Origin of the sequence: Xenorhabdus sp. SGI240 (assembly GCF_040081915.1) — a bacterium.
Taxonomy (GTDB): Bacteria; Pseudomonadota; Gammaproteobacteria; order Enterobacterales; family Enterobacteriaceae; genus Xenorhabdus; species Xenorhabdus bakwenae.
In genome coordinates this window covers 1-23225 of record NZ_JBEBMB010000025.1, presented here as the reverse complement: position 1 = coordinate 23225, position 23225 = coordinate 1, and the positions used below count along the sequence as shown (strand labels likewise).

20 protein-coding genes and 5 pseudogenes are annotated in these 23225 nt (G+C 45.0%); 17 read left to right on the top strand and 8 right to left on the bottom strand.

Annotation, left to right across the window (positions count from 1 at the left end):
* Positions 1 to 820 precede the first annotated feature (820 nt).
* From ABLA76_RS06250 to ABLA76_RS06235, 4 genes are all read left to right on the top strand, one after another.
* Complete coding sequence (locus ABLA76_RS06250) at positions 821 to 1084, top strand: RepB family protein (protein WP_348987278.1); 264 nt, start codon at positions 821 to 823, stop codon at positions 1082 to 1084.
* Between the two features lie 384 nt (positions 1085 to 1468).
* Entirely contained in the window at positions 1469 to 2554 is a 1086-nt protein-coding gene (locus ABLA76_RS06245) for a Replication protein (protein ID WP_348987277.1), read from the top strand.
* A gap of 669 nt (positions 2555 to 3223) precedes the next feature.
* Complete coding sequence (locus tag ABLA76_RS06240) at positions 3224 to 3610, top strand: type II toxin-antitoxin system RelE/ParE family toxin (RefSeq protein WP_348987276.1); 387 nt, start codon at positions 3224 to 3226, stop codon at positions 3608 to 3610.
* Entirely contained in the window at positions 3603 to 3932 is a 330-nt protein-coding gene (locus ABLA76_RS06235) for a helix-turn-helix domain-containing protein (RefSeq protein ID WP_348987275.1), read from the top strand. Before ABLA76_RS06240 ends, ABLA76_RS06235 begins: the two co-directional genes overlap by 8 nt.
* Positions 3933 to 4203: 271 nt before the next feature.
* Here ABLA76_RS06235 and ABLA76_RS06230 read toward each other — a convergent pair whose 3' ends face one another.
* From ABLA76_RS06230 to ABLA76_RS06220, 3 genes are all read right to left on the bottom strand, one after another.
* On the bottom strand, positions 4204 to 4962 hold the full coding sequence (locus ABLA76_RS06230; RefSeq protein WP_348987279.1) for an IS701 family transposase: 759 nt from the start codon (positions 4960 to 4962) through the stop codon (positions 4204 to 4206).
* Positions 4963 to 5045: 83 nt separating this feature from the next.
* On the bottom strand, positions 5046 to 8030 hold the full coding sequence (locus ABLA76_RS06225; RefSeq protein ID WP_348987274.1) for a Tn3 family transposase: 2985 nt from the start codon (positions 8028 to 8030) through the stop codon (positions 5046 to 5048).
* Between the two features lie 60 nt (positions 8031 to 8090).
* A complete protein-coding gene (locus ABLA76_RS06220; protein WP_047964936.1) occupies positions 8091 to 8708 on the bottom strand; it encodes a recombinase family protein in 618 nt (205 codons plus the stop codon).
* Between the two features lie 252 nt (positions 8709 to 8960).
* Here ABLA76_RS06220 and ABLA76_RS06215 point away from each other — a divergent pair, with 252 nt between their 5' ends.
* Both ABLA76_RS06215 and ABLA76_RS06210 read left to right on the top strand, forming a co-directional pair.
* A complete protein-coding gene (locus tag ABLA76_RS06215; protein WP_348987273.1) occupies positions 8961 to 9590 on the top strand; it encodes a hypothetical protein in 630 nt (209 codons plus the stop codon).
* Positions 9591 to 10427: 837 nt separating this feature from the next.
* The gene (locus ABLA76_RS06210) at positions 10428 to 10925 is read left to right on the top strand and encodes a hypothetical protein (RefSeq protein WP_348987272.1); all 498 of its coding nucleotides are present in this window, start codon (positions 10428 to 10430) and stop codon (positions 10923 to 10925) included.
* Positions 10926 to 10954: 29 nt separating this feature from the next.
* Here the strand turns inward: ABLA76_RS06210 and ABLA76_RS06205 are convergent, their stop codons facing one another.
* Positions 10955 to 11812: a LysR family transcriptional regulator gene (locus ABLA76_RS06205; protein WP_348987271.1), complete on the bottom strand. Its 858-nt coding sequence runs from the start codon at positions 11810 to 11812 to the stop codon at positions 10955 to 10957.
* 131 nt (positions 11813 to 11943) lie between these two features.
* On the opposite strand from ABLA76_RS06205, the gene ABLA76_RS06200 reads away from it, so the two are divergent.
* The 3 genes and pseudogenes from ABLA76_RS06200 to ABLA76_RS06190 form a co-directional block, all read left to right on the top strand.
* Positions 11944 to 13485: an MFS transporter gene (locus tag ABLA76_RS06200; RefSeq protein ID WP_348987270.1), complete on the top strand. Its 1542-nt coding sequence runs from the start codon at positions 11944 to 11946 to the stop codon at positions 13483 to 13485.
* 270 nt (positions 13486 to 13755) lie between these two features.
* A pseudogene (locus ABLA76_RS06195) lies at positions 13756 to 14557 on the top strand (IS5 family transposase).
* A gap of 127 nt (positions 14558 to 14684) precedes the next feature.
* Positions 14685 to 14765 (top strand): annotated as a pseudogene (locus ABLA76_RS06190) (IS200/IS605 family transposase); the annotation flags it as partial.
* Positions 14766 to 14819: 54 nt separating this feature from the next.
* Here ABLA76_RS06190 and soxR read toward each other — a convergent pair.
* Together soxR and ABLA76_RS06180 are read right to left on the bottom strand one after the other, a co-directional pair.
* Positions 14820 to 15299, bottom strand: coding sequence for a redox-sensitive transcriptional activator SoxR (gene soxR / locus ABLA76_RS06185; RefSeq protein ID WP_348987269.1), 480 nt, complete (start codon positions 15297 to 15299; stop codon positions 14820 to 14822).
* A 236-nt stretch (positions 15300 to 15535) separates the two neighbouring features.
* Entirely contained in the window at positions 15536 to 15715 is a 180-nt protein-coding gene (locus ABLA76_RS06180) for a hypothetical protein (RefSeq protein ID WP_348987268.1), read from the bottom strand.
* 242 nt (positions 15716 to 15957) lie between these two features.
* Here ABLA76_RS06180 and ABLA76_RS06175 point away from each other — a divergent pair.
* From ABLA76_RS06175 to ABLA76_RS06150, 6 genes and pseudogenes are all read left to right on the top strand, one after another.
* Positions 15958 to 16494 (top strand): annotated as a pseudogene (locus tag ABLA76_RS06175) (IS110 family transposase); the annotation flags it as partial.
* A gap of 73 nt (positions 16495 to 16567) precedes the next feature.
* Positions 16568 to 16864: an IS66 family insertion sequence element accessory protein TnpB gene (tnpB, locus tag ABLA76_RS06170; RefSeq protein ID WP_348987267.1), complete on the top strand. Its 297-nt coding sequence runs from the start codon at positions 16568 to 16570 to the stop codon at positions 16862 to 16864.
* A gap of 49 nt (positions 16865 to 16913) precedes the next feature.
* Positions 16914 to 18473, top strand: coding sequence for an IS66 family transposase (locus ABLA76_RS06165; RefSeq protein WP_348987266.1), 1560 nt, complete (start codon positions 16914 to 16916; stop codon positions 18471 to 18473).
* Positions 18473 to 18717, top strand: a pseudogene (locus tag ABLA76_RS06160) (Tn3 family transposase); the annotation flags it as partial. The gene ABLA76_RS06165 and the pseudogene ABLA76_RS06160, both read left to right, overlap by 1 nt.
* A gap of 78 nt (positions 18718 to 18795) precedes the next feature.
* Positions 18796 to 19041: pseudogene (locus ABLA76_RS06155) on the top strand (transposase domain-containing protein); the annotation flags it as partial.
* A 28-nt stretch (positions 19042 to 19069) separates the two neighbouring features.
* The gene (locus tag ABLA76_RS06150) at positions 19070 to 19198 is read left to right on the top strand and encodes a hypothetical protein (RefSeq protein WP_348987265.1); all 129 of its coding nucleotides are present in this window, start codon (positions 19070 to 19072) and stop codon (positions 19196 to 19198) included.
* A 244-nt stretch (positions 19199 to 19442) separates the two neighbouring features.
* On the opposite strand, the gene ABLA76_RS06145 is transcribed toward ABLA76_RS06150, so the two are convergent.
* A complete protein-coding gene (locus ABLA76_RS06145) occupies positions 19443 to 20621 on the bottom strand; it encodes an MFS transporter (protein ID WP_348987264.1) in 1179 nt (392 codons plus the stop codon).
* A gap of 118 nt (positions 20622 to 20739) precedes the next feature.
* On the opposite strand from ABLA76_RS06145, the gene ABLA76_RS06140 reads away from it, so the two are divergent.
* Positions 20740 to 21651 carry a LysR family transcriptional regulator gene (locus ABLA76_RS06140; RefSeq protein WP_348987263.1) on the top strand — a complete coding sequence of 304 codons (912 nt, stop codon included), beginning with the start codon at positions 20740 to 20742 and terminating at the stop codon, positions 21649 to 21651.
* Positions 21652 to 22178: 527 nt separating this feature from the next.
* Here ABLA76_RS06140 and ABLA76_RS06135 read toward each other — a convergent pair.
* A complete protein-coding gene (locus tag ABLA76_RS06135; RefSeq protein WP_348987262.1) occupies positions 22179 to 22466 on the bottom strand; it encodes a hypothetical protein in 288 nt (95 codons plus the stop codon).
* Between the two features lie 102 nt (positions 22467 to 22568).
* Here ABLA76_RS06135 and ABLA76_RS06130 point away from each other — a divergent pair, with 102 nt between their 5' ends.
* The gene (locus tag ABLA76_RS06130; RefSeq protein WP_348987261.1) at positions 22569 to 23225 is read left to right on the top strand and encodes a hypothetical protein; all 657 of its coding nucleotides are present in this window, start codon (positions 22569 to 22571) and stop codon (positions 23223 to 23225) included.

Sequence of the window (23225 nt, the reverse complement as noted above, 5' to 3'; positions counted from 1 at the left end):
TCCCTGCGTGTCGGTTAGGTTCACCATTCCGTGGTACGTCAGATAATGTGTATACAGGGCGTGGGTTGCGTTAAGTTTTTGCAGGAGTTCGCTACGTGCTCAGCACGGCGGTGGATTACTCCCCGTTCAGTGCCTGATTAGCTCAGGATGAACGCCTCATTATTCGTGACGTGTGATATCTCCTTTTTACTGCATCAGCCTGTGACAGGCAGTGGGTGAAAAACAAACTAACTAAGTGAATTAAGGCATAAAAATGCTAATAGAAAGAGGTGACACTGAGTAAAATGAGGTTCAAATCAGTCACAAAGCCAGACAGGACATGCTCTGGACGTTGACGCGTGGCGACGTCACTTGGTAATCGCTTCGCTTTAACGCAAGTGACGCCGCGAAGTTTTCGGGACGTTTATCGTGCGTGAATTAAAGCATGGATAAAAATAGTACAAAGTAAAAGGGTTATGGTTAACGTGGCAGGAAACTGCTCAATATGTATGATAAGCCTGTCCCGTGTATAAAGTGACAGGATAACTTTCATCGTCAGACGATATCTGCTTCCAAAAGTGTGCAGATGTACCGCAATTTTGCTCTCCCTTTCAGGCTACAGGAGTGTTGTTTCGCCACCCGAAGGCGATCCTGACAGGCGGTGGATCATTTTTGTAGAAAAAAATACTAATGGTAAAGTAAGAAAGCGTCAAACCGTTGATGTGACTTTTACCTCAATTTACCTGTAGATATGCTCAGAAATAACCCATGTTAACTGATTATGATATATACTATTTTATTTGCCAATATATAGATTTTGAATTATACGCATGGAGGTTTTATGTCACAGGCAAGTACAGCTGCTGCTTCCTCAAAACGCCCGTACAGAAAAGGTAAGCCATTAACAGGGAGTGAAAAACAACAAGCATTTGTTGCTCGCCGCAAGGCTGCAAATGATAAAACTATCAGAGTTTATGTATCTAATGAGCTTAAGTTAAAATTACAAAAAATGTGTGAAGTAGAGGGAATATCTCAGGGTGAAATGATTAGTCGGTTAATAGAAAAAGCCAGCACAGATCACAGCATGAACGATGTAACGTCATAACCTTCTTGAGCGTTTATTCTTCCGGTGCTAATATCTATATTGTTTAATTTTTATTTAGTTATTTTATTTTTCTGATAAGTTCAGATGATTTATTGGTGAGAGTAAAACAATTAGAAAGGTTTATTGAGTTTTTTGTTTCACAGTGCTAGGTTATCAAGGCTTTTTGTTGGTCAGTCACGCCGAAAGGTGACTAAATGCGGGCAGTTGATAATATGATTAACTAATCGCTAAAAAGAAAAACCCCACAATCTGTCACAAACTTGGCGGCTTGACGTCAGATATATGGGGTCCACTTGCAGAAATCGATAATGGTTTCTGCATAGGAGTATAGAACGATGAGACTTCTATTGCAACTTTTAGATACCCGCCATAAGTGCAGGGGATGTGTTTAAAAATCAACACACCCAATCAACATTTGATCCCTCTGTTCGTCGTAGCCGGCGTGGTGAATCCAACGCTTTACGTCGGGGGCAGTCTAAAATCCATCGGCGAAATATCCCGAAACAGGACATCAAAATCCCGAAAGGGACGTCTGCCCGGTTATCCCGTACTCTGAAAAGCCATGACTGGCGGCGCGATAGTGACCTTATCGCACTTCGTCAAAAGGGCTATACGCCGTATTCCGAACGAAAAAATCCGCACTATGTGCCAAAACCTATGCGCATCAGTACGCGCTCTGAAAGCCGTGAAGCTTTGACTTCATTATCACTGGCCTTTGTAGCAAATGCAGATTTTTTCCCCGGTCATGATTATCTGTTTGAAGTGATGGTGCCCTTTGAATTTATCGCTAAGGCAATGGGCGTGCTGCATGAATATGAAAATGGTCGTAAATCATATGATGTGGCACTTCATGCGTTGTCTGTCCTTGAGCAAATGGGGCAAATTGTCGTCCATCGGGATAAAGACCGTGATGCGGGACAAAATAAGCCGGTGCGAATTTGGCTGAAACCAGAATTTTTTATGTCCAAAGGTATTCCCCGTAACGAAATCCGCCAGAGCTTAATTGACTTCCAAAACTGGGCTATCAAAAGTGGCCAGCTTGAGAATCTGGAAAAAAAATACCAACGTCATTTGTTGAATATGGCGCGATTGGGCATTGATGTAGAAAATAAACATGCGTTGCGCCAGCTACTGAAAAAAATTAAACGCTCAGTGGTTGCTCAGGATTTACAGGAACAGAAAAACGAAGCGCTGAAACACATCGAAGACAACATTGAGACTTTGGATAACCAAGCGGAAAATCTGGAAGCCGAACTTGAGAGAACGCGGCGTTCAGTGGCGAACCTACGTGAAAAGGACAAATCAGATTCAATTTACTGGCGTATGTTTGTCGAATGGCAAAAAACAACAACACCGGTTGCTGTTCACTACGCAAAAAACACACTAAAGGCACAGTATCCTCACGTAAACGAATATTCGGAGCAATTCTACCGCTTGTTACTTGAGCAAGAGGGTGTCATTCTCACCTAACGCTGGTTTTTCTGAATACAAATCCAACTGACCGCGCCTAGCGCGGTTTTGGTGTTTCACCAGGTAATAAATTTCGATTCTTTCTTACCCGTTCAACTTATCCATTTCTGCATTTTTTTCAACTGTTTCCGCTTCGGAAACAGATTTTTTGCTCAAAACTGCTATGAAGTATAAAAATAAAATAGTTAGCTTCGAATATGTGTTTTAATCTTTCATTAATTTCGAAATTTATTCCTGAACAAAACAAGCCTTATAAATAAGGAATAAAAAATCGAGTTGAGCCTAAAAGCTACAACTCTCGATAGTTAGTCCCTTTCACTACGTTCAAGGGAAAATTTCCATAAATAACGTCCCGTAAGCGGTCGTAAACGCCCGCTAACGCGCAGATACGTCACGCTTTCAGCGTGACCACTGCGTGCTTTTAGCAGAACTTATTAAACCCAAACCACGTAATAACTTTTCTAGCCTAGTAGGGAAGAGGTGGTTAGCGATCCAATTGATCCTGTATGGCTTCGGCGGTTCAACCACTTTGCCCCCGTTGGATAATGAGAGCCGCCTTTCATTCGCTTCGCTCATAAAACCCACATAGTTTGCAAATCATTGCACCTACTAATTGATTTTAAAGTAGCACCTGTTACTATAGTACTTGTTACCAGTCGGAGAACATTTGTGGCTTTCTATAAAATCTCATCGTTCAAAAAAAGCACGAAGAAAATTAACATTTCCGATCAACAATTATTGAATGCCGCACAAGAAGTTAAGAATGGGAAGTTTGAAGCCGATCTAGGTAGTGGAGTCATTAAAAAACGAATAGCAATTGGCGGAAAAGGTAAAAGTGGTGGAATAAGAGCCATCATCTTCTTTAAAGTTAACAACCATCTCTTTTTTGCCGATGGCTGGACAAAAAGTACCATTAGCTCTAAAGGTACAAAAGAAATCGAGGATGATGAATTGGAAGCATATAAACAGCTTTCCAAACTTTTCCTTAGCTATACTGATCAGAAAATCAATGAGTTAATAACTCATGGTATCCTAGAGGAAATCATCTGTGAGTAATAAATTAAACAATATGCTTGAGTTAGTCAAAGAACTACATGCGGTTGATGCTGCACCGGAAAGTTTAGTTAACGATCTCAAAAAAGCGGTAAAGGCGCGGAAAATAAACGACAAAATTAAGTCTGTTACTATGATGACAGGGGCTGAGATAAAGCAATTGCGTGCGCAACATGGAATGTCTCAAGCTATGCTAGCGCTGGCATTAGGAATGTCAAAAGAAAGTGTTTCTAAATGGGAACGAGAAGAAAAAAAGCCAAGTGGCCCAGCTCTTAGAATGCTCCGCATTCTTAAACGACGTGGACCAGAAGTTCTACTGGATTAGTTAAACATAATCGAAACAGGCAATTATACAAATTTAGAAACAGGGTCTCCTTCTCTGATTCTACCTATTAATCCGTAACTCTTTTCTTAGTACTACAGTCGTAATCGTTCTGTAATCATAAGGCTATTCCGCCGACGATAATGGCATTGTTGTGCGCGATACTGATGTCGCCGCCGCCAGGTTGACCAATATAAAATCTGCTTTAGGGTTTCTCCTGTTTTTCTCATCAGTTTTGACAGGAGCTTACGCAGTTCCGCTACACTCAGGGCTATCAGTCCCGCCGGCGTTTTTTTTTCTCCTGTATCCGCAAAACCGCCAGAACCGCATGCGCCAATAATGACAACGTAATATGCCGATACCAACTCTGCCACTGCCGGACTTCGTAATGATCCGGACCGCACTCGCCTTTTGTTTCCTCAAAACCGCTTTCGATTTCCCAGCGATGTCCGGCCACCTGAATCAGCGTCTTGAGATCGGCCTGCTCTTTAAGGGCATAGACAACATAGTAGGCCAGTTCCTGCTTCACATCCCGGTTACGCCGGATCAGCAGATAATGGCCATAACGCCGTTCCTCTTCACTCACTTGTAAGCGCCAGAGCGGGATCCGTGCCCAGTCATACCAACGTTCGCCTTTTGTTCCCAGTCCGGCTGACTGTTTTTCCCAGTCGTCCGGGATCAGACTGGCTGCAATGGTGTCTGCTCGGGTGTAGTGCGGTTTTTGCCACCAGAGGCGCTCATTTTTGGGGATCGCTAAGACAAACGGTTGATGTTGGGATTCCAGCCAACATCGCAAGCGGCGGTCATGTCCATAGACCGCATTGGCGGTGACCCAGTGGCAGGGGACATTGGCATTGAATGCCCGCGCCAGCATGTGCCGGGCGAGCTGGGGTTTGGTCGCAAAACTCACCAAGTCAGGAATGCCGGCGGCGTCACAGCGGGGGCGATCCTCCGTCCACTGTTTGGGCAGATATAAGGCCCGGTCAATAAAGGCATGGCCGCCGTTGCCGGCGTAACACAGGAAGACACCGATCTGACTGTTTTCTACCCGTCCCGCCGTTCCACTATACTGACGCTGTACCCGGGGTCCGCTTGGAAAACGGAAAATATCCTACGCTAAGCCTGTTTTTTGTACAGATTGATATCAACTGATCGTAACGGACGGTATTTTCCAGCTCCTAACTTAAGATTATTACGCCAGATGTAATCTCCACTCAGATTGATATGCTCCCAACCCAGCGGCGACAGGTGCGAAAGCAATTGCTCATTAATCTGAACCCCTTTCCGTTTCAGTGATTCGATGGCTCTTTCTATATACACGGTATTCCATAACGTGATCGCCGCAGTGAGTAATGTCAGTCCACTGGCTCGGTAACTTTGGTTTTCCAGCCCTCTGTCCCTTATTTCACCCAGCCGGTGCATAAAAACAGCCCGAGCAAGTGCATTACGAGCCTCTCCCTTATTTAAACCTGCCTGTACACGGCGACGCAAAGCCGGATCACGAAACCAGTCCAGCATAAAAAGCGTTCGCTCGATACGACCAATTTCCCGTAATGCTTTTGCCAGCCCATTCTGTTTGGGATAGCTGGCCAGCTTTTTTAACATCAGTGATGCTGTGACTGTTCCCTGTTTTATAGACGTGGCCAGACGCAGGACTTCATGCCAGTTTTTCTCAATTTCTTTGAGACTCAGACTTGTCGAGGATATGATTGATTGGAGTCCAGAATATTTTGACGCTTTTCCCTGAATGAATAGCCGTTTATCATGCAGATCCCGAATCCGGGGGGCAAAAGCAAATCCCAGCAGATGCATCAGCGCGAAAACATGTTCAGTGAAACCTGCTGTATCGGTGTAATGCTCCGTAATTTCCAGATCGCTTTCGTGATACAGCAGTCCATCAAGCACATGGGTAGAATCCCTTACCCGGCTGATCACTTTGGTATAAAACGGACTGTACTGATCTGATATGTGGGTATAAATATGTACTCCGGGTTCCTGACCGTACTTCAAATTCACCTGCCCGGCATAGCGGCCATGGCTTCCAACCCTGAAATTTTGGCCATCGGATGAGGATGTTGTACCGTCTCCCCAGAATGCTGACAGTGGGTACTTTTTCTGGGCATTCACCAGTTCGGCAAGCGCTGCCGCATAGGTTTCATCCCTGATGTACCATGCCTGAACATCTTCCAGTGACGCTTTTGTGGTTCCGGGGCAGGATTCTGCTATTTTCGTCAGTCCCAGATTGATACCATCAGCCAAGATAGTGGTCAGCAACAGTTTTTTGTCTTTGGGTTTGACATGATTATTCTTGAGGTGGGTAAAGTGGCGGGTAAACCCCGTCCAGCTGTCCACTTCATCCAATATCTCAGTAATTTTCGGATGTGGAAGCATACTGTAAACCAACGCTGCAAACGGGGAAACAGCCGAAGGTACACTGTTATCCAGCGGCGTCACTTTCACCCCTTTATCGGAAATATCAACATCAGGCAAATCACCGGCAATCGCCATAGCGTTTACTTCTTCCAGCCGGGATGCCAGAAGTGTCATACGAATGTTAATGTATTCCTGGTAGTCTGTCGGTACAGTAAGCGGTAACAGTTGATCCTTGAGCGCTTTTTCAAAGCCATCAGGCGGAATGAGGTAATCATCAAAATTTCGGTAGCGGTGGGATCCTTTCACCCAGATATCACCGGATCGCAGTGCGCTTTTAAGTTCATTCAGTACGCAGAATTCATAATATCGGCGATCGATACCAGATGGTGTTATCACCAGTTTTTTCCAGCTCTCAGGAATAAACTTTTCCGGGGCTGATGGCGGCACCTTGCGGAGTTGTTTGTGGTATATCTCTCTGACCATATTCAGCGCATCACTGAGTGGCATTGCAGCAGATGCCGCCCTGAATTCTAAAGCCGATAACATACGGGACGCATATTTACGCAGGGTACTGTACTTTTCAGTGATCAGATGAAGCGGCTCGAAATTACCTTTTCGGGCCAGAAGTTGTGTCTCTTCCAGACTGGTGATAAATTCCGGCCAGGGAAGAACATCTTCTATCGCAGCCCAGGGATCTTTCCCGTATTCCCGTGCCATTAGCAGTGCCTGACCTACTGTAATATACTGCCTTAGCTTACTCTGAATCAGCTTTCCTGTTTGCTGAAGTCGTTCGGCCTGTTTGCGTTTTTCCTTGCTGAACAGACTGCCCAGAATACGTTCATGTAGTTCAATGATTTCATCGGTGAGAGTCGCTCTGGCTTCTGCGATGATACAGACCAATGTGGCATAACGTCGTGTATCAGAAAATTTAATCAGATCCCGGCTGCTCATCTTCCGGCCTTCCCGCGCTAGCTTCAGCAACCGGTTTTGATGAACGGAAAGCTCAATTCCCTCGGGCAAGGCCAATCCTGCAATGGCGTTAAGACGATCAATGTGTTGTAACACATTTTTACCATTAATTTTCCCCGGAGGTTGTAATAACCATTTGAGGCGGGACAGTGGTTCATCGCCGGATGATAGCAGACTATCCAGCGCTGTTTTATGCTGCGGCGCCAAGGGTGCAGTCAGCGCAGAAAATACCATTCTATCAGCCAGCGTCATGGCTTCGGCAAGCGTACGTTCCACAACATCAATGGAAGGAAAAATAACGTTATTGTTGTGTAACCAAGAGAGCATCTCTTCAGCAATCAGCCAGCCTTTATCGGTTCGCATGGCATGTGGATAAAGATGGCGGATGCAGGTCTTTTGCAGAGATCGGCTAAAAGGTGACAACCTCAAGTAACGATAAAGCTCAGCCAGATGCTCCCAACGGGTTTCCTCTCTCACCGCATATTCGTGCCATAAATCAGGCTGAAGTTTTAACCAGTCAGTTAATCTGGAAATAACGCCATTGTGAGGAGAGCTGTTTTTATCCGGCGTAAAACCCGGCCCGCGCAAATAACAGAGTAAAACAGCAAAACCCAGACGGTTCGCTGATCCTCTGTGTTTGTTGATAAGTGCCAAATCCTGTTCACTTAAAAAGCACATCCGGGTCAGCAAGATGTCATTATCCGGTACGATCCGTAAGCATTCTTTTTCCTCGCTGGTCAGTATTTGTCGCCGTGGCATAAATATTCTCCTTACATACGGATTCAGCTCACTTACCTATTCAAATTTTATCCCTCAGAGTCATGTGTTCAGTTTAACTATACGTATAACCGTTCGTTCTGAGACACCACACAATCTCGCGGTATCTCGGATGCTCTGCCTGTTTTTAACCCGAAGTTCAATGATTTTCTCATGCAGCTGGTTATCTGCTTGGCGTCCCCGGAATTTACCAGCGGCTTTGGCTTTCAATATTCCCTCTTCCTGACGCCGCCGACGATCCTGATAGTCTTTACGTGCAATGGCTGCCAGCATATCAAGCATCATTCCGTTAATCGCTTTAAGCATGGCCAGAGTGAACTCATCACCCGCATTTTCTGCAAGCGCCATATGGCTCGTCGGCAGATCAAGACTGACAATCACGAGGTGTTTTTCCTGAATAAGTTGTTTAAGTTTCTGCCAGCCCGCTTCATCCAGACGTGAAAGGCGGTCGACCTGCTCAATAAGAATAATGTCACCCGGTGCAGCATCATCAAGCAATCGTAAAAGTTCTGGCCGTTGCAGTGACGCGCCGGATACATTTTCGTGATACCAACTGGCTAACCGAAAGCCTTTCTCTTCAACAAAGGCTTTCATTCTATTTTTTGCCCGGAGAGCATCCTGTTCTTTTGTTGATGCACGTAGATAGCCGTGAATGTACATTTTTAACCCAATTATGACATTTAAATAATGATCATAATGTACATGACAGATAGGTAATGATCCAAAAGAGAAATGGCAGAATTTTAGGCTATGACATTGTGGTATACATAAGTGTCACATTCCGTTTGTTAACTCCGGTATTTTGAATCCAATTAAGATTCATATGTGAATCTTTTATTGATTGTTATTTTGTTGTTGTGTATGATTCATCAACCAACAAATGAATCACAATATGAATTATAGGATGAATCAATGAATGAATCTTTTTTGAGTCACTTAAAGGAAATATATCAAGATCGTGAACGAGATCTGGTTACATTAAGTGTGCGTGTCAGTGCTGAGGAGAATGCCGCCATTCAGGATTTGGCAGATTCAGTTGGCTGTACCCGGCAGGATGTTCTTTATGAGCTAATAAAAAAATACGCACTCAGTGAATGGGAGGTGATGAGAAACGAAGAACTGGATGCTGAACTCAGTGGCGGAGGTGTATCTGATGATAACCATACGAAGGGAATAACCTATTTTCTGCTTAACACGAACAAAGCCAATAGTGCTGCGGATCACCAATTTATGATTAAAAATGGCATTGCTGCTGCATTTGAAGAAGGCTATATCCAGAAAATAGAAAAAATCCGTGAAGGAGATACTGTCTTTTTGTATGAGTCAGGCGTAGGTATTGTTGCTTACGGCTTAGCAACGGGTAAGGTACTGAAAACAGATCACCTCGGTGTGAAAGATAAAACCTATTATCAAAAACTGGATGGGTTTCATGTTCTGGATAAACCACTGCCTGCCAAAAAAATCTGCACTCTGCTTAAGAGGAGAATTCCTTTCGTACAAACACTTATCAGGCTTAAAGATGGCGAAAAGCTTCTGAAATAACGGCTTGATTGCAAACCTCTGCAATGACTTGTTAGGTCAGCGAACCTGAAGCCTCATGATGAGGCTTCTTATCTGTATAGAATCGGTTTAAATTTGTCGATATAGGGGTCTGACGCTCAGTGGAACGAAAACTCACGTTAAGCAATTGTCTTCCTCTGAGTGTCAGACTCCTCACATAACCTATAATTTATTCAACGTCATGCAAACCAGATAAGCTTTAGCTCTGGTGGCGGAATTTTCTGAGGTTCTGGTGTAGAACCCCACCTTGTTAGGTGCCGATCTCACGCTCTGCCTGCTCATATGTGCTATATGGGGTTGCACGCCGGAAACGCCGAAATGCACATAATGAGTTTTAGTATTGATGAGGAACTGTGCAATAAATAGGCTTAGCGTAGGATATTTTGTGCGCCGTGCAAAGGCACTATCTTTCAGCGGGTGCGAACCCCGCCCGGCAACTTTCGTTCCAGCCGGTAGTAATCGGAGCAGTCGTAGCGGTAACAAAGCGGCTGAAGCCTCTGGTGTATAGGATCATTTTAGTGATTCAGCGAGTATGCAGGCCGTAACGTGAGTGAACGCTGAGCAGGCCTCGAAAAACGCAATGTGGAGGCCGACCCACCAAATTATTGGGGAAGGCTGCCAGTTACAGGGGAAGTGAACGAAAAGTGCACCCTGCAACCTCCACCGGGGTAGTAGCGACAGCATGTATACAAGAGGAAGACCGGAGCAACACGGGAAGTCCTGCGTGTGGTGAACGCTAACACCAACCGGAAGCCGGTGACGGCCAGACCGGGCACGACAGGATGACGGAGAGGCTCGTAGTACCGGGGAAGCCGGGTAATGCCGGTGGAGGAAAGGAGCCTTGGTTCAGAAACAACGCCGAAAGTGATGAGGAACTGGAGATTGGGCAACCTAAGAACTCCGAAATACGTTCAGGAATTGCAGACGACGTTACATGCAAAAGCGAAGGAAAGATCTGAGCTTAGATTCCACGCTTTGTACGACAAAATATACCATCGCAGTGTGCTGATTTATGCGTACCAGTGCTGCCGCCGAAATAAAGGCGCGGCGGGTACGGATGGGCAGACTTTCGACGATATTGAGTTATACGGTGTGGAACGGTGGCTCGGAGAACTGGCGCAACAACTTCGGGAAGGTACATACGTCCCGAAACCGGTCAGACGCGTCCATATACCCAAGCCAAACGGGAAAACCCGACCGCTGGGGATCGCTTGCCTGAAAGACAGAGTGTGCCAGATGGCAGCAATGTTGGTGCTCGAACCTAGATTCAAGCAAGCCAACATATCTTCAACTTCAGTATTGCAAAAACGGGAGTGACCATAGATCCGTTTTCCACGCGGCCCCTATTAGGACGTTCCATGTTCGCGGTATGCTGCTACTAATGTACGCAGAGCTTCTTTGGAACGTTGATCTGTGAGTTTTGAATGTAATATGATCCTAGAGGAAGGCAAATTTGGCAATTCAAATTTTTTTCCAACTTCAGTAGTATCAGGAGGAGCAAGGCGACATGAAAAAGCAGCAACCGCGAGACCTGCTGATACCGCAGCCATAATAGCAACATTTCCTCCCCCAACGAATACCTCTACCCATTCTATTCCTGCATTATTTAACACATCAATGGCAATATTCCGAGCACGGCAACAAGGTGCTAATGAAGCAAGCTTTAATGGTTTTCCTTGCTGTTGATGGAAATTTGAAGCCGCAAACCAACCAAAATGTTCTGGACCTAGGTCTTCACCACTTCGGTAATCATCATCTTGCCTGACAATAACAGCATCAAGTTCCCCACTATCAAAGGCCTCTAATAATTGAGTCGAATTTTCTAATCTGATCTCAATTGTTAAAGCGGGATCTCGTTCATTTAGTTTAGCTAATAACACAGGAATTTCAGGTCCTGCAACATGTTCTGCAATACCTAACCTGAAACGTCGACACTCACATGAAAGAGCAGCTACGGCCCTATCATGCGCAGCAATAAACTCTCTTGCCGCGTTAATAAAAACGGTGCCTTGAGCCGATAACCGTACTAATCTGGGAGTCCGTTCAATTAATTTATAGCCTAATCGTTCTTCTAGGCGCCTCAATTTAACGCTTATCGCTCCCTGAGTTGTACCTAGTGCATCCGCTGCCTTAGTAAAACTTTGAAAATCAATAATATAAATAAATGTTTTTACGGATTCTACATCAAGCGCTATTCGATTCATTAATCATGCCATAATGTTGTCATAGAAATACAAAATCATAACATTGATATATAGATAATTCATCAATACTATTGGAGAATAAAGTCTGTTTAATAAATTAATGATATTGACTATATTATCAAAGGATTATTATGAATAATACATCTATACAGCAGGGGAAATACGCTTTAATTGCAGTTTGTTTATCTGCTCTTATGCTAGGGTTGGAGATATCAAGCATCCCACCTGTCCTTTCAACTATAGAAAAGGTAATGAGTGCTAGTTTTAGCCAATTACAATGGGTCATGACTGCATATACTATCGCAATGACAACAATCTTAATGGCTGTTGGTACAATCGCAGATCGTTACGGCCGTAAAAAAATATTTATTCTAGGTATTGTTTCTTTTGGTATTACATCTTTAATTTGTGGCCTCACAACCAACGCAACTGTTCTTATTATAGCGCGTTTTTTACAAGGGCTTAGTGCTGCGATGATGCTTATTTGCCAGATATCTATTCTTTCTAACCAATTTCGTGATGGAAAAGAAAGGGGCAATGCATTTGCGTGTTGGGGTATTGTTTTTGGTGCAGGGCTTGGTTTCGGGCCGATAATAGGTAGCCTTATTCTTACTTATATAAATTGGCAATCGGTATTTTTAATTCACGTATTTTTATCCATTATAACATTACTATTAAGTGTAAAAGGAGTGCAAGAATCACGTAATATCAACGCCGCTAAATTGGATTTAAAAGGAATATTGACATTATCTATTGGTGTTTTCTGTTTGGTGTTATTTGTTACTCAAGGACCAATTTTAGGTTTTAACAGTGTAGAAGCATTAAGTATCATTGGATTATCAATTCTGAGCTTTATTGCTTTTGTATTTGCTGAACGCTCTAATAACCAAGCCATGTTTGAATTTTCTGTATTCAAAATTCGTAACTTCTCCGGCGCTCTATTTGGCTCAATGGGACAAAATTTTAGCTTTTGGCCATTTATCATCTACTTGCCTATCTATTTTCACTTAGGCTTGGGTTATAACAGTGTTGAAACAGGTTTAGCATTACTGGCATATACATTACCAACCCTTTTTATTCCTCCATTCGCTGAGCGTTTGGCTGTTCGTTACAAACCAAGAATTGTGATCCCTATAGGTCTTCTTATTATTGGTACTGGTTTTATTTTGATGATTATTGCTAATAGGCATAACCAGAAAGAATGGATAATGCTACTTGGTTGTATGTTAGCGGGAGTAGGAGTAGGTGCAACAAACACTACAGCAACAAATACGATAACGGCATCAGTTCCTGTTGACCGAGCAGGCATGGCATCTGGTTCTGACACAAGCGCACGCATGATTTCATTAGCATTTAATATTGCTGTAATGGGATTTCTTTTAGTTGAAGGGATTATCGTCTATTTAAATAACCATTTTAATTTAATAGGTAATGAACAAATACGAGGATTAGCAGAAAAAATAGCGACTGGAGATACTACTACTGTGGCAAGAAGTATAGGTCACATAACAGATCCTAATGAGATTATCCACATCGCCTTAACCTCTGGTTTTGAATGGCTAATGGTTTATGCTGCAACAAGTGTTTGTCTGATGGCAATAATTAGCTTTATTGTTTTCTCTTTGAAAAGTAAACCATATTGTCAATCTATCTCTAATGGATATAAAAACTAATGGAATTATTACTCAGGAGCTATCTATTTCCGAAAAACAACTAAAGCAACGTAATGCTGCAGCTCAGTTAGAGTAAGACTGAGCTGAACAACGAGGTAGAATTCACGGCTCTGTCGCATTAACAGAGAGATAGCGAGCGAGAATGAGCCGAGTGTTTTTTATGCCGTCAATTGATAGAAAAAGGCCGCTGGTGAAATTGGATACGCTGGTTTCTGACAGCCTATTCAGAATCTTTTTCAAACGTGACTATTTTTCCTGTGTCCTATCGGAATGAGAAAAGCCTATATTAGTGATATCAGCCGAGAAGTCTTTCAGGAAATTGAACCCCTGTTACTCAGCAGTCGAAAACGCACACGTCCCCGAAAAGTCGATGTGTATGACGTGTTTTGCGCACTGCTGTACCTACTCAAGAGTGGTTGCCAGTGGGATATGCTCCCCAGTGATTTCCCCAGTAAGAGTACCGTGTACTACTATTTCAAACTTTGGAAAGAGAGACCGTCAGAAACGGAGCCAAGCCTGCTGGAGCAGGCGTTAAAAAAATGCGGTTGGCGAGGCCCGCATCAGCCATGGTCGGAACGACAACACCACTTTCGTGATCATTGATGCGCAAAGCGTTAAGAACACAGATACGGCCCGTGAAAAAGGCTATGATGCAGGTAAAAAGATTTCTGGCATCAAATGACACATCGCGGTAGATACGCAGGGTTTACCTCATGCAATTACAGTAACAACGGCCAATATCACGGACAGAAAAGGCGCTTTGATGGCATTTACCCAGCACAAGAAGTCGCTTTCCTGCGTGAAGAGTGTGTTAGCCGATGGCGGTTATCCCGGAGAAACCTTCGCGGAGGGTGTGCATCATATATTGGGTGCGACGGTCGAAATAGCCAAACGCAGTGAACTCCATATTTTCAAGGTGATACCCAAGCGGTGGGTCGTCGAACGTTCATTTGGTTGGCTAGAAAAATGTCGACGATTGTGGAAGAACGGTGAGAGGCATTTGAATACCAGTCTTCAGTTCGTCAATCTCGCATTCCTTGTCGTGCTGTTGCGTAGAAAAAATACTGAATAAGCTCTTATAAACGCGAGCCGTTACAGCTTGGAGTTCACGAGAAAATTCAGACATAAAAAATCGGCCTCAGACAATCAGTTGAGGCCGATTATGACTTTCTTAGTTTGCTTAAGCGAGTGGTATTACCATAACGGAAGAGATGATAAAGGCCTATTTGAAGTATCATTTTGAACCAAACCCGAATGATAACTTCAGGCTGGATAATTGACTCATCATTCATTCAATATATATCCGGACTTTCAGCCCGTTTAAACTACGATCTTTAGTCGGTTGTTATTGAGTCTTTTTGCAGTAAAATTCTCGGTCCTGAACCTGTTGCTCCTAAAATATCATTTGGATTGCGCAATGGACATTCTGTCAGTGAAAGGCAACCACAACCAATGCAACTATCTAGATTATCGCGTAACTGAGTTAATTTGGTTATACGTTGTTCTAGCGTATTCCGCCATTGTGAGGAAAGTACTCTCCATTGTTTGGCTGTGAGGGTGCTATTGGGAGGAAATTGGCTGAGTATTTTCTGTATTTCTTTCAAAGGAATGCCTGTACTTTGTGCCACCTTTATTATTGCGATATAACGCAAGACAATTGCAGGAAAACGGCGTTGGTTTCCCTGATTGCGTGAGCTACTGATCAATCCTTTCGATTCATAAAAATGCAGAGTTGATATGGCAACTCCACTTCGTTTTGATACCTCTCCAATGGTTAAGGCTCTATTAACATCAATATGTTTCTTTTTTGTCATATTTATTGACCTCAAGTTAACCTGATATTTTATAATCATATCCGCTCTTTTTGTCAATACAGGGCAAACGGGTTCAGCAATTCTCAGTGAATCGAGTGACAAACAGGGGGAGCACCGACTTTTCTGTTATTAAAGGGCAAATGCTGAGTTCTGCTCCGAAAAGGTCATATCATCCTTAGCGCTTGGGCACAATAAAGTCTACGTCTCAAAGCGCATAATAATATCGACAGGGTGATTCAGATTTTTTTGATTGCACTCACTTCATCATTATCTTCATTCAGTAATAAGTCCATTAACATTTCCCAGCTTTCCGCTACCAGCATCCGGATCGTAGCCCGAAAATTCGTAACCGCCCAATTAACCACACCTATCTGACGGATTAAGATTTTGTCATAGTGTGTTTTCTTTTTATTCACAACTGAATACCACCTCCTGTGGAGGTGGTCAGCAACAAATTGGCTCTGCCAATAATGCTACTCATGGGAAAATCCGAACTGTTATCCCCATAACAGAGAAGGAAATGTAATGAACGCGCCCCACCCATTAAATCCGGAGCACGACGATGAATAAAGAGAGAGGTGTGGGGCCTCACAGATTTCCGGCATCATAGTGCCCAATACGGGATGCATAAAGCTCCCTCAGACTGGAGACTCCACACATGAAATATATACCGGTTGGCGTTGATATCGCAAAACATCTGATTCAGGTTCACTTCATCAATGAGCACACTGGCGAAGTGGTTGATAAGCAGGTACGTAGCCAGGATTTTCTGACTTTCTTCAGTAACCGGGAACCCTGTCTGATAGGTATGGAAGCCTGTGGAGGCTCTCAGCACTGGGCGCGTGAACTGAAAAAACAGGGGCATAAAGTCCGGCTTATGCAAGCTCGTTTTGTTAAGGCATTCGTCATGGGTAACAAAAATGATGTGATGGATGCCCGTGCTATCTGGATGGCGGTACAGCAACCGGGCAAAGAAATCGCTGTTAAAACGGAAGAACAACAGTCTGTACTGGTTCTGCACCGGACTCGCAGGCAACTGGTGAAGTTTCGGACAGCACAGATTAATGCCCTGTACGGGATATTCCTTGAGTTCGGAGAAACCCTCCACAAAGGCCGGGCGGCACTGGCCAAAGAGCTACCGGAAGCCCTGGAGCGGCTGAAGATGCGTCTCCCTCCGTATCTTATCGCCGTGCTATCCACCGCCACTGGATTGAGGCGCTGCGATGATACCGTGTGGCACGATCTATATAGTGTCCGGTCACACCGACATGCGAAAATCTATCGACGGGCTGGCGGGGATCGTGGATGCCCTCGGCCTCGATCCGCTCAGTGACGCCGGATTTATTTTCTGCAACCGCCATCGCGATAAACTCAAGATTTTATTCTGGGATACCAACGGCTTCTGGCTTTACTATCGCCGGCTGGAAAGGGGCCGCTTTCAGTGGCCTGCACCGAAAACCGACGGGACGGTGCACATTACGCGCCCGCAACTGAACTGGCTGTTATCGGGGCTGACCCTCTCGCCTCCCCGCGCTCATCAGCCCTTACGGGGATTAAAAGTGTGATCCGTGACCTTGACCTTACCTCCGGCTTTCCCCCGTGAGAGCCTGAATAATGACTGACCTGCCGGATGATATTGACCAACTGAAAGCCCTTGTCTGCCAGCTTCAGGCCGCGAATCAGGCGCAGGCGGGATCGCTGGCTGAACTGCGTGCTCAAATCAAACAACTGCTCGAACAGCTCAACCTGAGCAAATCGAAACGCTTTGGCAAACAAAGTGAAAAAGCCGACAAAGGCACGTTCAACGAGGCGGAACAGCAGGATGCCCTGCCCAAACCGGCGCCTGCCCATCATAAAAAGGGCCGTCAGCCGCTGCCCGCCGGGTTAGAACGGGAAGTTCAGCGCCATACCCTGAATGCCCCGCATTGCGACTGTTGCGGCGAACCGCTGCACACCTTCGGCGTTGAGACCTCAGAAACCCTGAAAATCGTCCCGCAGAAAGTGAGTGTTATTCGTCACGAACGCACCAAATACGCTTGCCGGCAGTGCGAAAAGAGGCAGACGCACAGCAAAATTATCACCGCCCCGGCGCCGCCCAGTTTGTTGCCCCGCACAATAGCCAGCCCGGACACGCAGGCCGCCATTGTCACGGCCAAATATGTCGATGCGCTGCCCCTGTACCGGCAAACCGATATTCTGGCGCGTTCCGGTATCGAGATTAGCCGCAGCACGCTGGCGAACTGGTGTGTGCAGCTCGGCCGTCAGGTGCATGGGCTGGTCGAACTGATGCAGGCGCATCTGCGCAATGAACCCTTGATATGTGCGGATGAAACCCCCGTACAGGTGCTTCACAAAGGGGATCGCCCGGCGCAAAGCAAATCCTACATGTGGGTCTACCGCAGCGGCGAGTTTGCCGCTCACCCGGCTGTGATTTTCGACTATCAGCCAAGCCGCAGCGGGCGCTGTGTCGCTGACTTCTTAGGCGATTATAGCGGGTACCTGCTGACCGATGGCTACGCGGCTTACGATACGCTGAAACAGGTCAGACAGGCGGGCTGCATGGCCCATGCCCGGCGCAAATTTACCGATGCCCAGAAAGTGCAGCCAGGCAAAAAAGCGGGCCGGGCCGAACAGGGGTTGACGTATTTCGCCCGGCTGTACGCCATTGAGCGGGAAGCCCGGTTACTGAGCCCCGATGAGCGACGGCGATTACGGCAGGAAAAAGCGGAGCCGGTGCTGAAAGACTTCCACGACGGGCTCACTGAGGCCAGCCGGACGGCGTTACCGAAAAGTGCCATTGGCAAGGCGATAAGTTATACACTGAACCAGTGGCCGAAGTTGATTGTCTATCTGGAAGACGGTCATATCAGCATTGACAACAACGTGACGGAGCGGAATATCCTCCCGTTCACGACCGGGCGCAAAAATTGGCTATTTTCCACCTCTGCGGAGGGGGCTTTCGCGAGCGCGAACTTATACAGCCTGGTGATGACCTGCCGTGCCAATGATATTAATCCTTATTTTTACTTCCCGTATATTTTTACGGAGCTCCCCAAACGCCATCCCAACGATCCTCTGCACGATCTGCTCCCGTGGAACGTGAATATGGGTGTAGCGGTCAAGAAATACCGGGCTGAATTTCGGCTGACGGAATTTTCGGCGGTTATGACTTAGAACCCCAGGAAGATCAACTTGGATCATTAGGTCTGGTGCTCAATATTATTTTCTGTGGAACACTATTTACATGGATGCAGCGGTCCAACAGCTCAGGCGTGAAGGTTATCCGGTTCAGGATGAAGATGTTGAAAAACTTTAGCCGTTACAATGTGGGCATATCAATATACAAGGGCGCTATTCCTTTACTGTGCCGGAGTCCGTCAGTAAAGGCGAACTGAGAGCGTTCAATGAAGAGGTGTAATTTTTTGATTAATAAATTAATGGCTATTTAAACTGACCGATTAACAGCGTTTGCTGTTCCGTTGCTCCCCAAACCCCTAACAACGTCACCGAGCGGGATATCCGGCCGTTCACAACTGGGCGAAAAAACTGGTTATTTTCCACCTCGGCTGAGAGCGCTTTCGCGAGCGTAAACTTATATAGTCTGGTGATGACCTGCCGGGCTAATGACATCAATCCTTATTTTTACTTCCGGCATATTTTTACAGAACTCCCTAAACGTCATTCCGGCGACCCCCTGCACGATCTGCTACCGTGGAACGTGAACATGGGCGACATCTTGTAAAACGCACGGCTTAATTGGGCGATTACGATTGAAACAGATTATTTCCACTCAAGGTTTGCTTAACAGCTTATCCGCATACAAAGGTTCCGCACGTGATTTTTCACCCTCAGAGCTGGATCGGGAACTGGAAACCCATCAAGCCATCAAGGGTTGTTGACCAAACATCGTCTGAACACTGGGAGTAAGACAGCTTAAGGTGCTTTAAATTCCGTTTTCTGAGGCGACCTGAATTTGAAAATTAAAAAAATTCCTTCCTTGGAAATACTCACAGTGAGTGTTGAGAATATGTTTTTAAGTTCTACAATTCTTAGGTATCAAATCCAAAATTTGGTGTTTAGACTTTGGTAGTTTGACTACCTCCCCATTATTTAGGATTGAAAGGAAGGAGCAATGCTCTCCATTTATTTTAATCGTGCAATCCATACCACCATAAGGATAGCGATAATAGCAATAGCAGTAGCCACGTAACCGATACTGCCCAAGCCCCACTGTGTGATAGCTACCCCGCCAATGATTGCACCTAGCCCTGTTCCGGCATTAGCAGCAGAAACATTCAAAGTACCTGCCAAAGCTTGAGCATGTGAAGCTGATTTCATAACACGTACCTGACAGATGGGAAATAATGCGGTGTAAGCAATACCCCACAGTGCTAAAAATATTCCAAGCAGGAACAAAGAGCTAGCCAGTGGTACACTGAAGGCCATTCCTATAGCTAAGAGTATCGTGAATATCACAGTAACTCTTAGTGGATTACGATCAACAAATCGGCCACCTAGCCAATTTCCAATCAAACCGATAGCACCAAACCCCATTAGCCACCATCCGACATATGCTGGCTGAACCCCGACAATGCGCTCTAATGTATCAGCTAAATAGGTGTAAGCGGTGAACATCGCGGTGAAAATAACAACAGATAACAATACGTTAGATACAAACCGAGGATCTTTTAGAATACGTGTTTGTTCTTTAATTTTCATTTTCTCCGGTCGTGCAACGGTAGGCATGAAGATAAACATGAGAATTGCCATTAAAAGAGACAAGCCAGCTAATCCCCAGAACGTGCTTCGCCAACCAATAGAATTTGATGCAAGAGTACCTAATGGAATACCGAATAATAGTGCTGCTGAGATACCTAAGTAAACTTGTGAAACAGCTCGACCCGCACGTTTAGGACCAACAATTTGCCCGGCAGTTTCACTAGCTGTTCCCCAGAATACGGGTAGCATCAAAGCAGGAATAAAACGGGCGATAGCAAGTACCCAAATATTTGGAGCAACTGCTGCTAGAGCATTGGAAACCGAAAATATTAGCAAAATAATTATAAATAAGCGCTTGCGTTCTATGTGAGATAATAATGCGGTCAATACTGATCCAAACAACATGACTGTAAACGCAAATAATGTAACAAGTTGTCCTGCTACTGAAACTGAAACATTTAAATCACGAGACAATGCAGGAAGAAGCCCAACTATTAGATATTCTGTAGTGACAATAACGAAAGCTGCTACTGCAAGAATAATAATAGAAAGACCACTACGCCTAACTGATTTTGTTTCGACTGATGTTGAATAAGAAGACATTAAAAAAGACTCCAACGTAATATCAATTGTTGAACCTAGTTTATTGAAAAAAATAAATCTTATATTTGTTTTTTTTTCACACCATTATGGAATTTAACTCTATAATAGGAATAGTAATATGACTCCTTTTGAACGTCTTAAAGGTATAGAAGCTTTCGTAATCACGGCTGATTTAGGTAGTTTCACCGCAGCTGGACATCAGCTGAATTTGACCAATTCAGCAATTAGCAAGAGTGTGGCACGCTTAGAAGATCGGCTGGGTACTCGTCTGTTTGAGCGAACAACTCGCCGATTGGCTCTGACTGATGCAGGAAGTGCGTTCTACCGCACTTGTGTACGTGTGCTTGCTGACTTAAAAGAAGCAGAAATTGTTCTCAGTACTCAATTTAGAGAACCTGTAGGGCGATTGCGATTAGACGTACCAGAGGCGTTTGGCCGTTTACATGTTTTGCCACTACTTTTACAGTTTACAGAACAACATCCCTATTTATTGCCTCACATATCACTCACTGATCGTTTTGTTGATCTGCTAAATGAGGGAATAGATGTGGCAGTACGTATTGGAGGAACGGAACAGTGGCCTGCTTCTTTGGGGCATAGTTATCTTGGTAGAGAACGTCTAATTTTTTGTGCCTCCCCCGACTATTTAGCAAAATACGGTACACCAACGTCAGTAAGCGAGTTACTATCTCATGATTCTGTACTTTACGGTAAAGCTGATGGAAGCACGAGTCCTTGGTTGATAGCAAACAATACTGGTTTGGTTGAACGCAAAACAATGGAAGGACGCATCATAGTTGGTAGCGGCGAGGCGCAGGTTAGTGCAGTTAAAGCTGGATATGGCATAGCACAATTAGCTACATGGTTAGTACGTGATGATATAAGACGAGGTGATTTAATCATAATTTTGCCTGAGCTGACCACAGATGGTCTACCACTTAATTTAGTATGGCCGATTGGAAAACAATTGCTTCCTAAAGTAAATAGCATATTGGAATTGCTAAGAAAAGAGTTACGGATTAATAGGTAGAATTCCGAGAGGAGGAGCCTGTCCACCATTTTGTGGTGCGACACGAGGCTGTTCCTGGACTAGCGGGAGCATTTGAACAGAAACTTACGGTTTCACATTCATTACCACGACTCAAACCGTAAATTACGGTATAAAACTCAGCAATGCGAAATGGAGCCAGTTTTTTTAATCTCCGTCCTGCTCAGTCGGACTTTCGACGAAATATGTGCCGTTTGTACCGGAGCGGAAGCAAATCGAAATTCAGTGCCAAGCAAGTGGCACAAATATTGACGGTGGCTTGTGAGGATCCGCAGGCGAGCGAGTGCCCGCTCAGTCACTGGACATTACCCTCTCTCAGGCGGGAAGTGATTAAACGGGGTATTGTTGACAATATTTCGACCAGCCGGTTACACGTTTTTTTAAAATGCCGGAGCGCTGAAACCGCATAAAGTTGAAGAGTGGATCCATACACGCAAAGACCAGAAGGACTATGAGCAACGGGTAGAGGAGATTTGCACACTTTACCGACAGGCCTCCACATTACAGGTTCAGGGTATCCATGTTGTCAGTGTGGATGAAAAACCGGTATTCAAGCGCGGGAACGGAGCGCACTGACCCCGATGAAAGCGCATCAGGTGGCCCGACAGGATTGCGAATACATCCGGCATTGTACGTAATGCCTGATAGCCAATCTGGAAATCGCGACCGGAAAAATCCTCCAACCGACCGTTCAGGACAGGCGAACCGAGCAGGATTTCGTGGCCCATATTCGCCAAACTGTGACGCACAATCCAACGGGGTAATGGATCTTTATCGTTGATCAGCTCAATACGCACAAATCGGCCAGTCTGGTTGAATTCATTGCCGAAGCCTGTGGTCTTAATGAGACATTAGGTGTGAAAGGCAAGTGGGGAAAGCTTCAGTCAATGGAGACACGCATGACGACCCGTCATGGAGAGTTGCCTCAGGGAGCAATCACAAGTTCATTTCTGGCCAACTTGGCATTCTGGGATGCTGAACCAGCGCTGCATAGCAGCTTTAAGGCCCGCGGACTGATTTACTCCCGCTACGTTGATGATATTGCGGTTTCGTCGGAAATATTCCTTGATAATTCGACTAAAACGGAAGTTATTGCGAGCCTTTACGGCATGCTTTTCAGGCATGGCTATCGACCCAAACGCACTAAACATGAGATCAGAACTTCCGGCGAGCGTATGGATGTTACTAAGCTTTCTGTCAATTCTAAGCCCGGCCTTTCTACTTCCCGTCAAAGCCAGATTCGCTCTGCGGTTAATCACATCGAGCAGGCCTTCATGCGGGGAGAAATTACAGTATTCGACAGTGGTCCTTATGCACAGACATTAGGCCAAGTTAATTTACTGGCTAGGTTTCATCCCGGTAAAGCGGAAAAACTCAAACAGCGACTGCTTGCCCTAAGGAAGATGGCACAATCAAATAAATGCTCTTATCTCCGCATGAAAACCTACGTTGTGAAAGTAGCTCTTCGGAGTATCAGTCCTATGATCTGGCGTCGATTCAGGCTATCGGGTGAGACTTCTTTAGCCGCTTTTCACTATATAGCAGAATCAACATAA

Bases quoted from the DNA above. Each gene is read 5' to 3' on its own strand.
- ABLA76_RS06165 (WP_348987266.1), top strand. From the start codon at position 16,914: ATGACTGACCTGCCGGATGATATTGACCAACTGAAAGCCCTTGTCTGC.
- ABLA76_RS06210 (WP_348987272.1), top strand. From the start codon at position 10,428: ATGCCGGTGGAGGAAAGGAGCCTTGGTTCAGAAACAACGCCGAAAGTG.
- tnpB (WP_348987267.1), top strand. From the start codon at position 16,568: ATGCGAAAATCTATCGACGGGCTGGCGGGGATCGTGGATGCCCTCGGC.
- soxR (WP_348987269.1), bottom strand. From the start codon at position 15,299: ATGACAAAAAAGAAACATATTGATGTTAATAGAGCCTTAACCATTGGA.
- ABLA76_RS06130 (WP_348987261.1), top strand. From the start codon at position 22,569: ATGACGACCCGTCATGGAGAGTTGCCTCAGGGAGCAATCACAAGTTCA.
- ABLA76_RS06205 (WP_348987271.1), bottom strand. From the start codon at position 11,812: ATGAATCGAATAGCGCTTGATGTAGAATCCGTAAAAACATTTATTTAT.
- ABLA76_RS06200 (WP_348987270.1), top strand. From the start codon at position 11,944: ATGAATAATACATCTATACAGCAGGGGAAATACGCTTTAATTGCAGTT.
- ABLA76_RS06145 (WP_348987264.1), bottom strand. From the start codon at position 20,621: ATGTCTTCTTATTCAACATCAGTCGAAACAAAATCAGTTAGGCGTAGT.
- ABLA76_RS06250 (WP_348987278.1), top strand. From the start codon at position 821: ATGTCACAGGCAAGTACAGCTGCTGCTTCCTCAAAACGCCCGTACAGA.
- ABLA76_RS06220 (WP_047964936.1), bottom strand. From the start codon at position 8,708: ATGTACATTCACGGCTATCTACGTGCATCAACAAAAGAACAGGATGCT.
- ABLA76_RS06225 (WP_348987274.1), bottom strand. From the start codon at position 8,030: ATGCCACGGCGACAAATACTGACCAGCGAGGAAAAAGAATGCTTACGG.
- ABLA76_RS06215 (WP_348987273.1), top strand. From the start codon at position 8,961: ATGAATGAATCTTTTTTGAGTCACTTAAAGGAAATATATCAAGATCGT.
- ABLA76_RS06140 (WP_348987263.1), top strand. From the start codon at position 20,740: ATGACTCCTTTTGAACGTCTTAAAGGTATAGAAGCTTTCGTAATCACG.